10 protein-coding genes are annotated in these 12,329 nt (G+C 64.7%); 7 read left to right on the top strand and 3 right to left on the bottom strand.

Annotated features, from left to right (window positions below; translation table 11 throughout):
• Positions 1 to 168 precede the first annotated feature (168 nt).
• From AC3WOB_RS16625 to AC3WOB_RS16610, 4 genes are all read left to right on the top strand, one after another.
• A complete protein-coding gene (locus AC3WOB_RS16625) occupies positions 169 to 1,023 on the top strand; it encodes a hypothetical protein (RefSeq protein ID WP_492275646.1) in 855 nt (284 codons plus the stop codon).
• Between the two features lie 320 nt (positions 1,024 to 1,343).
• A complete protein-coding gene (locus AC3WOB_RS16620) occupies positions 1,344 to 1,703 on the top strand; it encodes a type II toxin-antitoxin system RelE/ParE family toxin (RefSeq protein WP_492275645.1) in 360 nt (119 codons plus the stop codon).
• Positions 1,700 to 2,020 (top strand): helix-turn-helix domain-containing protein, encoded by a 321-nt coding sequence (locus AC3WOB_RS16615; RefSeq protein ID WP_492275644.1) that lies wholly within the window; start codon positions 1,700 to 1,702, stop codon positions 2,018 to 2,020. The genes AC3WOB_RS16620 and AC3WOB_RS16615 overlap by 4 nt, the downstream gene beginning before the upstream one ends.
• A 100-nt stretch (positions 2,021 to 2,120) precedes the next feature.
• On the top strand, positions 2,121 to 2,315 hold the full coding sequence (locus tag AC3WOB_RS16610; RefSeq protein ID WP_492275643.1) for a YjfB family protein: 195 nt from the start codon (positions 2,121 to 2,123) through the stop codon (positions 2,313 to 2,315).
• A 93-nt stretch (positions 2,316 to 2,408) separates the two neighbouring features.
• On the opposite strand, the gene lpdA is transcribed toward AC3WOB_RS16610, so the two are convergent.
• The 3 genes from lpdA to aceE are packed head-to-tail and all read right to left on the bottom strand — an operon-like array spanning position 2,409 to position 8,606.
• A complete protein-coding gene (gene lpdA / locus AC3WOB_RS16605) occupies positions 2,409 to 4,196 on the bottom strand; it encodes a dihydrolipoyl dehydrogenase (RefSeq protein ID WP_492275642.1) in 1,788 nt (595 codons plus the stop codon).
• A gap of 12 nt (positions 4,197 to 4,208) precedes the next feature.
• Entirely contained in the window at positions 4,209 to 5,885 is a 1,677-nt protein-coding gene (gene aceF / locus AC3WOB_RS16600; RefSeq protein WP_492275641.1) for a dihydrolipoyllysine-residue acetyltransferase, read from the bottom strand.
• A gap of 12 nt (positions 5,886 to 5,897) precedes the next feature.
• A complete protein-coding gene (gene aceE, locus AC3WOB_RS16595; protein ID WP_207472510.1) occupies positions 5,898 to 8,606 on the bottom strand; it encodes a pyruvate dehydrogenase (acetyl-transferring), homodimeric type in 2,709 nt (902 codons plus the stop codon).
• 350 nt (positions 8,607 to 8,956) lie between these two features.
• Here aceE and AC3WOB_RS16590 point away from each other — a divergent pair, with 350 nt between their 5' ends.
• Genes AC3WOB_RS16590 through folD form a run of 3 tightly spaced genes read left to right on the top strand, consistent with a single transcriptional unit; the run spans position 8,957 to position 12,182 of the window.
• Entirely contained in the window at positions 8,957 to 10,711 is a 1,755-nt protein-coding gene (locus tag AC3WOB_RS16590; RefSeq protein ID WP_013393358.1) for a PAS domain-containing sensor histidine kinase, read from the top strand.
• A complete protein-coding gene (locus AC3WOB_RS16585) occupies positions 10,708 to 11,334 on the top strand; it encodes a response regulator transcription factor (protein ID WP_013393357.1) in 627 nt (208 codons plus the stop codon). Before AC3WOB_RS16590 ends, AC3WOB_RS16585 begins: the two co-directional genes overlap by 4 nt.
• Complete coding sequence (folD, locus tag AC3WOB_RS16580; protein ID WP_492275640.1) at positions 11,331 to 12,182, top strand: bifunctional methylenetetrahydrofolate dehydrogenase/methenyltetrahydrofolate cyclohydrolase FolD; 852 nt, start codon at positions 11,331 to 11,333, stop codon at positions 12,180 to 12,182. The genes AC3WOB_RS16585 and folD overlap by 4 nt, the downstream gene beginning before the upstream one ends.
• The last annotated feature ends 147 nt before the right edge of the window (positions 12,183 to 12,329 follow it).

Here is a 12,329-nt window from a genome sequence, read left to right as displayed (position 1 = left end):
GGGCGAAATGACGGGCTTTTTCGCCGGTTCTTGCGTAATGGCCGGGCAGCCGCTGCCCACTTACGCAACAAGACTGACGGCCTTTTGCATGCTTGTTCTTTTTTTTGCCTGGCCAGCCTCGCGGGCATAATTGGCGCCGCAGAGTTTGTATCATTTTTTTTCAGAATCATGACCGCCACGCCTCCAGATCCGCTCGCTACTCAGCATGACAGCTCCCCGGATCCACACGCTCAGGCGCCGGTGGACCCGACGTTCCAGTTACGTGAAGAAAACCGCGCCCTGCGCGAATTGCTGGCCGCCCAGGCAGAGGCCGCCCTCCCTTCTCGCAAGCCCGGACTGGTCCGGCGGCTCGGCTGGTCGCTGATTTCGGCCCCCGGCGCAGCGCTGATGGGTTGGCGCAGACTGCTGAGACGCGAAAGTTCGCGGCCGATCAGCGGGAAGCGGCTAGGCTGTGCCACCCTGACTGTGCTCTACACGCTTGCCATTTACGGCGCATTGGTGCTGCTGGTCGTGTCATGGACTTCGCCGAATACTCCGCGCTCGGGTTCGACCGCGGCCGGCCCGGTACGAATGCCACTAGCGCCGTTGCCCGCCCTGGAGGCCGCACCCGAGCCGGTTCCCTCGAATCCCGTGCCGGCCACGCTCGAACAAGCGCCCGCCCCATCGGAAACAGCGCCGGCAACTGCGCCGCCGGATTCCGCGACCGTAGCGGTCGTTGCCCCGGAGCACGCCCCCGGTCAATCTCAACCGGCCGCTCCCGCTGACCAGGAACACGCCACCGCGCCACGCCCTGTCGAGCAAACAGCGGAAGCACCAGCCTCCGCCCCCCTGTCCACTTTGCGAATCACCGAGATTCCCGCGCAGGATCCGCTGGCCTGGGTCGGCGAATTGAAGGGCGAATTGGCACGTTGCGCAACGCTGGGCTTTTTCGAACGTCCGGATTGCGCCTGGGCGGCACGCAAGCAATACTGCGAGCCGCATCGGGCTTGGGGCACGATCAAGGAATGCCCGCACCGGCCTTGAGGCCGCAGGCTTCATTTCAAGGCTGGGCGATTTGATGGCTATCCGGAACGAAGATGGAGCGCCATCGCATTGACGCCCTCGACCGCTGGCGGGCCTGTGCCGACCTGCACCCGCGTGCTGAAACGATCCCTCTATACAACCGCGCCAGTCCTCGCAGGCCTATCCTGCCTGCTGCCCAACCCCGTCCGCGCAGCCATGGCAACGCCCCTACCGATATTCGTCGCGCATCCACCACGACCTGACGCGGCGCGCCCACCCGGAATGCGCCGCCCGTAGCAAAGCTCTGAGGACTTGAGACATATATCCGAACGGATATAATCATGGAAAGAAAGCTGCTGTACTGGGAAGGATCCGCCAAGAAGGACTTCAAGAAATTTCCCATCGACGTCCAGAAGGATATGGGTGTCGCCCTGTTCGTCGTCCAGCTGGGTGGCATGCCGGTCACGGCCAAACCATGGAAGGGATTGGGCCCGCGAGTGTACGAGCTGGTCGATGACTACCTTGGCGATACCTTCCGGGCGGTCTATACCGTGCGAGTGGTTGACGCCGTCCACGTACTGCACGCTTTCCAGAAGAAGTCCAAGTCCGGCATCGCCACGCCACAGCCGGATATCACGCTTATCCAGAAGCGCTTGAAGGCAGTACTGGCCCGGTACGAATCCGGCGGGAGCAAGCCATGACACGTAAAGAACATTCTCCAGGCACCAACAACGTCTTGCTGGACCTGGGTTTCGAAGATGCCGCGGAACTGTCGGCCAAGGCGGCGTTGGCGCTCAAGCTCAATGAATTGATCGATCAGCGGGGGATCAGCCAGATCGAAGCCGCTGCGCTTACGGGCATGACCCAGCCCAAGGTTTCGCAGATTCGTCGCTACAAGCTGCAGAACATCTCGCTGGAGCGTTTGATGCGGGCCTTGGTGTCGCTGGATCAGCATGTAGAGATCGTGGTCGAACCCGCGCGGCGCACGCATGCGCCGGGGATTACGGTCGCTGCGTGAGCGCGGGCGTTTTCGGTCACGAAACTCGTGCATTACAGCGCCGTCCACGCGATAATCCGGTGTCGGTTTGAGCCGCCTTCCACACACTAGGACATCCAGCATGGACGCATCGATCAGCAGTACCGTCAATACCGCCCTGGCCATGCAGGACGCGAACCTCATGCAGGAAGTGCAGACCCGCGTGCTGAAAAAGGCCCTCAATGCCCAGGCGGACACGGCCCTGACGTTGATGCAGTCGCTACCCGTGCTGGCCGTGGACGCGACGCTGGGTTCGCGCATCGACACGCACGCCTGAACGTCCCGCGCCGTACGCGCACAAAAAAAGCGCCGGTCCCTATCCAGGGCCGGCGCTTTTGCATTGCGCGGGCGGCATGGCCGCCCTTGCGCCTTACTTCTTCTTCATCGGCGGCAAGTCGGTGCAGACGCCTTCGGCGACTTCCGCGGCCATGCCCACCGATTCACCCAGGGTCGGGTGCGGGTGGATGGTCTTGGCGATGTCGACGACGTCCGCGCCCATTTCCACGGCCAGGGCCAGTTCGCTGATCAGGTCGCCGGCGTGGGTGCCGACGATGCTGCCGCCCAGGATGCGATGCGTTTCCGCGTCGAAGATGAGCTTGGTGAAGCCTTCGTCGCGGCCATTGGCGATGGCGCGGCCGGAGGCGGCCCAGGGGAACACGCCCTTCTCGATCTTGATGCCCTGCTTCTTGGCTTCGTCCTCGGTCAGGCCGACCCAGGCCACTTCCGGATCGGTGTAGGCCACCGACGGAATGACGCGGGCGTCGAAGAAGGACTTCTGGCCTGCGGCGGCTTCGGCGGCAACGTGGCCTTCATGCACCGCCTTGTGGGCCAGCATCGGCTGGCCGACGATGTCGCCGATGGCGTAGATGTGCGGCACGTTGGTGCGCATCTGGCGATCGACCTCGATAAAACCGCGGTCGGTCACGGCGATGCCAGCCTTGTCGGCGCCGATCTTCTTGCCGTTGGGGCTGCGGCCCACGGCCTGCAGCACCAGATCGTAGCGTTGCGGCTCCTTGGGAGCGCCTTCGCCTTCGAAGCTGACGTAGATGCCGTCCTTCTTGGCTTCCGCGCCCACGGTCTTGGTCTTCAACATGATGTTGTCGAAGCGGTAGGCGTTCTTCTTCTGCCATACCTTGACCAGGTCGCGGTCGGCGCCCTGCATCAGGCCGTCCAGCATTTCCACCACGTCCAGGCGCGCGCCCAGCGTGGAGTACACCGTGCCCATTTCCAGGCCGATGATGCCGCCGCCGACGATGAGCATCTTCTTGGGCACTTCACGCAGCAGCAAGGCGCCGGTGGAGTCGACGATGCGGTCGTCCTGGGGCAGGAACGGCAGCTTCACCGACTGGCTGCCGGCGGCGATGATGGCTTGCTTGAAGCGCAGGGTCTGGGTCTTGCCGTCGGCGGCCTTGACGGTCAGGTGGTTGGGGTCGGCAAATTCGCCCACGCCATGCACCACGGTGACCTTGCGCGCCTTGGCCATGCCGGCGAGGCCGCCGGTCAGCTTGGCGACCACGCTGTCCTTGTAGCCGCGCAGCTTGTCCAGGTCGATCTTGGGCTCGCCGAAGCTGATGCCGTGGGCAGCCAGTTCGCGGGCTTCGTCGATGATGGCAGCGTTGTGCAGCAGCGCCTTGGACGGAATGCAGCCCACGTTCAGGCAGACGCCGCCCAGGGTGTCGTAGCGCTCCACCAGGACCACGGACAGGCCCAGGTCGGCGGCGCGGAAGGCGGCGGAGTAGCCGCCGGGGCCGGCGCCCAGCACCAGCATGTCGTACTCGCCGTCGGCCGAGCCCTTGAAGCTGGCCGCGGCGGGCGCGGCAGCAGGCGCGGCGGCCGGAGTCGCAGCGGCCTGCTTGGGCGCCTCGGCAGCCTTCGGGGCTTCCTTGGCGGTGGGCGCGGCGGCTGCGGCGGCACCCGCAGCAGCTTCCACTTCCAGCACGACCGTGCCTTCGGCAACCTTGTCGCCGACCTTCACGTTGATGGACTTCACCACGCCGCCCTGCGACGCGGGGATTTCCATCGAGGCCTTGTCGGACTCGACGGTGATCAGGCTCTGCTCGGGCTTGATCGTGTCGCCCACGGCGACCAGCACTTCGATGACTTCCACTTCCTTGAAGTCGCCGATGTCCGGCACTTTGATTTGAACGGTATTGCTCATAGGGCTCCCCGTTTACAGCGCGATGCGGCGGAAGTCGGCCAGCAAGGCGCCCAGATAGGCGTTGAAGCGCGCGGCGGAGGCGCCGTCGATGACGCGGTGGTCGTACGACAGCGACAGCGGCACGATCAGGCGCGGCACGAACTGCTTGCCGTCCCACACGGGCTTGTGCGCGGACCGCGACACGCCCAGGATCGCCACTTCAGGAGCGTTGATGATGGGGGTGAACGAGGTGCCGCCGATGCCGCCCAGGGACGAGATCGAGAAGCAGCCGCCCTGCATTTCGGAGGGCGAGATCTTGCCATCGCGCGCCTTCTTGGACAGGTCGGTCATTTCCTGGGCGATCTGCAGAATGCCCTTCTTGTCGGCATCGCGGATCACCGGCACCACCAGCCCGTTGGGCGTGTCGGCGGCAAAGCCGATGTGGTAGTACTGCTTGAGCACCAGGTTGTCGCCGTCCAGCGAGGCGTTGAACTCGGGGAATTTCTTCAGGGCCGCGACCACGGCCTTGATCAGGAAGGCCAGCATCGTGACCTTGATGCCCGACTTCTCGTTTTCCTTGTTCAGCGTGACGCGCAGCGCTTCCAGGTCGGTGATGTCCGCTTCGTCGTTGTTGGTGACGTGCGGGATCATGACCCAGTTGCGGTGCAGGTTCGCGCCGGAGATCTTCTTGATGCGCGACAGCGGCTTGGCTTCGATCGGGCCGAACTTGGTGAAGTCGACCTTGGGCCACGGCAGCAAGCCCAGCGCGGCGCCATCGGCCGAACCGCCCGCGGCGGCCGTCGGGCCGGCGGCCAGCGCCTGCTTGACGAAACCGCGCACGTCGTCGGCGGTGATGCGGTCCTTGGGACCGGAGCCCTTGACCTTGCTCAGGTTCACACCCAGTTCGCGCGCGAACTTGCGCACCGAGGGCGATGCGTGCGGCAATTGACCGGGCTTGAGGTTGGCGTCTTCGAGCGCGGCGGCGGGAGCCGGACGCTGCGCGGCGGCGGGAGCCGGACGCTGCGCGGCAGGCGCCGGCGCAACCTCGGCCTTGGCCGCGGGCGCGGCAGCAGCTTCGGCCTTGGCGGCCGGAGCCGGCGCGGCGGCAGCGGCGGCGGGCGCAGCGCCCTCCACCACGACCACGACCGAGCCCTTGGCGACCTTGTCGCCGACCTTGACCTTCACTTCCTTGACCACGCCGCCTTGCGAGGCGGGGATTTCCATCGAGGCCTTGTCGGACTCGACGGTAATCAGGCTTTGCTCGGCCTTGATGGTGTCGCCCACGGCGACCATGATTTCGATGACTTCGACTTCCTTGAAGTCGCCGATGTCAGGCACTTCGATGTTGACCGGACCGCTGGCGGCAGCCGGAGCAGCCGGAGCGGCGGCGGCCGGCTGCGGGGCAGCCTTGGCTTCGGCCTTGGGAGCCTCTGCCTTGGCCGGCGCAGCCGCGGGGGCCGCAGCCTCGCCCGCCGCTTCCACTTCCAGCACGACCGTGCCTTCGGCAACCTTGTCGCCCACCTTCACGCTGATCGACTTCACCACGCCGCCTTGCGACGCGGGGATTTCCATCGAGGCCTTGTCGGATTCGACGGTAATCAGGCTTTGTTCGGCCTTGATCGTGTCGCCCACCGCCACCAGCACTTCGATGACTTCCACTTCCTTGAAGTCGCCAATGTCGGGAACCTTGATTTGCACGATGTTGCTCATGTCTCTTTACCCTCAGGCGTATTGCGGGTTGGCTTTGTTCGGATTGATGCCGTACTTCTTGATGGCTTCGGCCACCTTGGCGACCGGCACCTTGCCTTCGTCGGCCAGCGCGCGCAGCGCGGCGACCACGACGAAGTGGCGGTCCACTTCGAAGTGCTCGCGCAGCTTCGAGCGGAAATCCGAGCGGCCGAAACCGTCGGTGCCCAGCACCTTGTATTCGCGGCCCTTGGGCACGAACGGACGGATCTGGTCGGCGAAGAGCTTCATGTAGTCGGTCGACGCGATGATCGGGCCTTCGGTCTTGGCCAGCTGTTCCGTGACGTAAGCCACCTGCGGCTTCTTCTCGTCGGGGTGCAGCATGTTGTGGCGTTCGGCGTCCAGGCCGTTGCGGCGCAGTTCCGTGAAGCTGGTGACGCTCCACAGGTCCGAGGCCACGCCCCAGTCGGCTTCCAGCAGTTCCTGCGCGGCCATGACTTCGCGCAGGATCGTGCCCGAGCCCATCAGCTGCACGCGGTTCTTGCCCTTGCCGTGCGACTTGAGCTTGTACATGCCCTTGATGATGCCTTCCTCGTCGCCCTGGGTCAGACCGGGCTGCGGGTAGTTTTCGTTCATCACCGTCAGGTAGTAGTAGACGTTTTCCTGGTCTTCCACCATGCGCTTCAAGCCATGCTGGATGATCACGGCCAGTTCATGGCCGAAGGTCGGGTCGTACGAGACGCAGTTCGGGATGGTCGACGCCAGGATGTGGCTGTGGCCGTCTTCGTGCTGCAGGCCTTCGCCGTTGAGCGTGGTGCGCCCGGCGGTGCCGCCCAGCAGGAAGCCGCGCGCCTGCATGTCGCCGGCGGCCCAGGCCAGATCGCCGATGCGCTGGAACCCGAACATCGAGTAATAGATGAAGAACGGGATCATGATGCGATTGTTCGAGGAGTACGACGTGGCCGCCGCAATCCAGGAGCTCATCGCGCCCGCTTCGTTGATGCCTTCCTGCAGGAGCTGGCCGTCGGCCGCTTCCTTGTAGTACATGACCTGGTCCTTGTCGACCGGGGTGTACTTCTGGCCTTCCGGCGCGTAAATGCCGATCTGGCGGAACAGGCCTTCCATGCCGAAGGTGCGCGATTCGTCGGCCAGGATCGGCACGACGCGCGGACCCAGTTCCTTGTCGCGCAGCACCTGGTTCAGGATGCGCACGAAGGCTTGGGTGGTGGAGATTTCACGGCCTTCGGCGGTGGGCTCCAGCACGGCCTTGAAGGCGTCCAGCGCCGGGGCCTTGAGGTGTTCGTCGGCCTTGGCGCGGCGGCGCGGCAGGTAGCCGCCCAGCGCGGCGCGGCGCTCGTGCAGGTACTTCATTTCGGGCGAGTCTTCGGCCGGCTTGAAGTACGGCAGGTCTTCCAGCTTGTCGTCCGGGATCGGGATGCCGAAACGGTCGCGGAATTCGCGGATCGAGTCCAGCTCCAGCTTCTTCTGCTGGTGGGTCGGGTTCTTGGCCTGGCCGACGTGGCCCATGCCGTAGCCCTTGATGGTCTTGGCCAGGATGACGGTGGGCTGGCCCTCGTGGGTGGCGGCGGCGTTGAACGCGGCGTACACCTTGTGGGGGTCATGGCCGCCGCGGTTCAGGCGCCAGATGTCTTCGTCGCTCATGCGCGACACGGCTTCCAGCAGCTTGGGGTGCTTGCCAAAGAAGTGTTCGCGCACGAACTTGCCGTCGTTGGCCTTGTACGCCTGGTACTCGCCGTCGACCGTGTCTTCCATGATCTGGCGCAGGATGCCTTCCTTGTCGTGCGCCAGCAGCGGATCCCAGTAGCCGCCCCAGATCAGCTTGATCACGTTCCAGCCCGAGCCGCGGAAGTCGCCTTCGAGTTCCTGGATGATCTTGCCATTGCCGCGCACCGGACCGTCCAGGCGCTGCAGGTTGCAGTTGATGACGAAAATCAGGTTGTCCAGTTTTTCGCGCGCGGCCAGGGCGATGGCGCCCAGCGATTCGGGCTCGTCCATTTCGCCGTCGCCGCAGAACACCCAGACCTTGCGATTGCTGGTGTCGGCGATGCCGCGGGCGTGCAGGTACTTCAGGAAACGGGCCTGGTAGATGGCCATCAGCGGGCCCAGGCCCATCGATACGGTCGGGAACTGCCAGAAGTCCGGCATCAGCTTCGGATGCGGGTACGAGGACAGGCCCTTGCCGTCCACTTCCTGGCGGAAGTGGTTCAGCTGGTCTTCGGTCAGGCGGCCTTCGAGGTAGGCGCGGCCGTACATGCCGGGCGAGGTGTGGCCCTGGAAGTACACCAGGTCGCCGCCGTGGTTTTCGTCTTCGGCGTGCCAGAAATGGTTCTGGCCGCAGCCGATCATGGTGGCCAGCGAGGCAAAGGAGGCGATGTGGCCGCCCAGGTCGCCGCCGTCCGGCGGGTTGTGCTTGTTGGCCTTGACCACCATGGCCATGGCGTTCCAGCGCACGTACGAGCGGATGCGCGATTCCAGTTCCAGGTTGCCCGGGTGGGCTGGCTCCAGGCCGGGAGGAATCGTGTTGACGTAGGCGGTGTTGGGCGAGAACGGGATATGGGCGCCGGAACGGCGCGCTTCGTCGATCAGGCGTTCGAGCAGATAGTGGGCGCGCTGCGGTCCTTCACGATCAAGGACTGCCGCCAGGGCTTCGAGCCACTCCTGGGTTTCAAGGGTGTCTTCGTCGTTGGCAGCCTGCACGGCGCCAGCCTGGGCGAAAGAGGACATCGTGTGTCTCCTATTGGGTTTGTTCGTGACCGCACCCGCTTATTTATCTACTCGCGGACCTTGCATGGTAGCCGGGATCATCCGGGCTACCATGCAAGGCATGGGTCGGGGTGTTCTAGAGACCTGCTACTGGGTCGGTTCCCTATCAGCGGGCATTCTAAGAAAGAAGGTTAACCGGTCGCAAGAAAAATTTCATGTTGCGGTACGGCATTTCATAATGCGGAAAATTTAAAGCCAGCTGAACGCTTTCGCGTCATACTTTTACGCAGGTACTCCAAAAGGACGAGTCGAATCCCGGCAAATCCCTGCCAACACGCACTAAAATGCGCGGTCTATCCGGCCCGAATTCCATGTCCAGCGCGCCCAAGTCCAATATTCCTACGCCGTTCCACGATCACGCCCGCACTCGCCGACGCGGGGTGTACTGGGTCACGCCAGCAATGGTGCTGATCCTCTATATCTGTGTGATGGCGGTGTTTTTCTGGCTGCAGCGCATCCATGACGACAGCGTCATGTTTGTCACCATCGACCAGGAGATGCGCCAGCAGCGCCTGATCTGGGTGGTGCTGGCCCTGTCCTGTGTGATCGTCATCAGCCTGCTGATGCTGTGGCGCTATACCCGTTTCCGTTCGGCGGCCGAAGCTGCCCTGATCGCCGAAACCGGCTTCCGCCGCGCCATGGAGAACTCCATGTCCACCGGCATGCGCGTGCTCGACATGGAGGGCCGCATCGCCTACGTGAATCCGGCGTTCTGCCGCATGATCGGCTGGAACGAGGCCGACCTGATCGGCCGCAGCCCGCCCTTCCCTTATTGGGTGCCGGGCCGCCACGAGCAGCACCAGCACACCCTGGACGTGCTGATGTCCGGCAAGACCCCCAGCAGCGGCCTCGAAGTCGAGGCGCAGCGCCGCGACGGCTCGCGCTTCACGGCGCGCATGTACGTGTCCCCGCTGCTGGACCCCAACGGCAACCAGATCGGCTGGATGACCTCCATGACCGACATCACCGAACCCAAGCGCATCCGCGAGGCCCTGACGGCCGCGCACGAGCGTTTCATGACGGTGCTGGAAGGCCTGGACGACGCGATTTCGGTCACTGCCGACACCCACGACGGCCTGGAGCTACTGTTCGCCAACCGCACCTACCGCCGCGTGTTCGGCGCCCAGACCGGCGGCCACGACGAGCTGCTGGCCGGACGCCGCGGCCGCTTCACCGACGAATCCGTGGAAGTCTTCGCGCCGTCCGTGCAACGCTGGTTCGAAGTGCACCACCGCATGCTGGCCTGGACCGACGGCCGCCGCGTGCGCATGCAGGTGGCGCGCGACATCACTGAACGCCGCGTCCATGAAGAAGCCTCGCGCGTGCAGCAGGAGAAGATCCAGCTCACCAGCCGCCTGACCACCATGGGCGAAATGGCCTCGTCGCTGGCGCACGAACTGAACCAGCCGCTGACCGCCATCGCCAACTACAGCATGGGCGCCGTCGCCCTGGTCAAGGCCGGCCACACCAGTCCCAACATGCTGCTGCCGGCCCTGGAAAAAGCCGCGTCGCAGGCCGAGCGCGCGGGCAAGATCATCAGCCGCATCCGCGAATTCGTGAAGCGCAGCGAGCCCCGCCGCCAGCGCGTCGCGATCAGCCGGATTGTCGACAACGCCATCGGCTTCGCCGAGATCGACGCCCGCAAGCGCCGCATCCGCATCGACCGATTCGTGCCGTCGAACGCGCCGGACGTGCTGGCCGATCCCATCCTGATCGAGCAGGTGTTGCTGAACCTGCTGAAGAACGGGCTGGAGGCCATGGAAAAGAGTGAATCCGACGAGCTCAAGGTCGCCGTGATCCTGCATGAACAGCACATCGAGGTCGCGGTGGTCGACCGCGGCCACGGCCTGGCCGAACCCGAGCGCCTGTTCGAACCCTTCTTCAGCACCAAGACCCAGGGCCTGGGCATGGGGCTGAATATCTGCCGTACCATTATTGAATCGCACCATGGTCGCCTGTGGGCGGATCCCAATCCCGCCGGCGGCACCATTTTCCGCTTTACCCTGCCCTGCGCTGCACCCCAGTCGCAGGCCCAGAACGATCAGTCCGAGGAGTTGCACGCATGAACACGCCCCACCTGTCGAGCACGGTTTTCATTGTTGACGACGACGAAGCGGTCCGCGATTCGCTGCGCTGGCTATTGGAGGCCAATGGCTATCGCGTTCGCGCCTACGCCAGCGGCGAATCCTTCCTTGAAGACTATGACGCCAGCCAGATCGGCGTGCTGATCGCCGACGTGCGCATGCCCGGCATGAGCGGCCTGGAACTGCAGGAACAGCTGCTCGCCCGCAATGCCCCGCTGCCCATCGTGTTCATCACCGGCCACGGCGACGTGCCGATGGCCGTATCGACCATGAAGAAAGGCGCGGTCGACTTCCTGGAAAAGCCGTTCAATGAATCCGATTTGCGCGAGATCGTGGCGCGCATGCTGGAGCAGGCCACGCAGCGCGTGAGCAAGCACCAGGCCCAGAAAGACCACGAAGCCATGCTGGCGCGCCTGACCGCGCGCGAGCAGCAGGTGCTGGAGCGCATCGTCGCGGGCCGCTTGAACAAGCAGATCGCCGACGACCTGGGCATCAGCATCAAGACCGTAGAGGCGCACCGCGCCAACATCATGGAAAAACTTGAAGTGACCACCGTAGCTGATTTGATGAAAGTGGCCTTGGCCAAACCCGAGGCGACGGCATGACGGCAAGGATTATCGACGGCGCGGCCCTGTCGGCGCGCATTCGCGAAGAAGCGGCCCAACGCGTTGCGGCCCTGGCCGCCAAGGGCACCCGCCCCGGCTTGGCCGTGGTGCTGGTGGGTGAAGACCCCGCCTCCCAGGTGTACGTCCGCAACAAGGTCGCCGCCTGCGAAAAGGCCGGCCTGCATTCCGTCAAGGAACAGTACCCCGCGGACATGACCGAGGCCGAACTGCTGGCCCGCATCGCCATCCTGAACCAGGACCCGACCATCCACGGCATCCTGGTGCAGCTGCCGCTGCCCAAGCACATGGACTCGCACAAGGTCATCGAGGCCATCGCGGCCGAGAAGGACGTGGACGGCTTCCACATCAGCAACGCCGGCCTGCTCATGACCGGCCAGCCCCTGTTCCGCCCCTGCACGCCCTATGGCGTGATGAAGATGCTGGAAGCGGAAGGCGTGACGCTGCGCGGCGCCGAAGCCGTGATCGTGGGCGCCAGCAATATCGTCGGCAAACCCATGGCGATGCTGCTGCTGCAAGCCGGCGCCACCATCACCATTTGCAATTCCAAGACGCGCGACCTGGCGGCCCAGACCCGCCGCGCCGACGTGCTGGTGGTCGCCACCGGCAAGCCCGGCATGATCGATGGCTCGATGATCAAGCCTGGCGCCGTCGTTATCGACGTGGGCATCAACCGCGGTGCCGACGGCAAGCTGTGCGGCGACGTGGACTTCGCCTCGGCCAAGGAAGTGGCCGGCGCGATCACGCCCGTCCCCGGCGGCGTGGGTCCCATGACCATCGCCATGCTGCTGGTCAACACCATCGAAGCCGCGGAACGCGCCGCCGGCTGAACCAGGATGGACGCAGCGCCGGGGAATCAGGTTCCGCGGCGCTGCCTGATCGGTCAGGCGCGCCAGGCAGCGACGTTTTTTGCACCTGCGCCGCCCTGGCCGCACCCCTCCCGCTTGCATTCCCCGGAATCGCCCTTATCTGATTCC

This window comes from Achromobacter sp. FW305-C-30-7 (assembly GCF_058783105.1).
The sequence above is the reverse complement of the archived record's forward strand: the minus strand, read 5'-3'. Positions and strand labels throughout refer to the sequence as shown.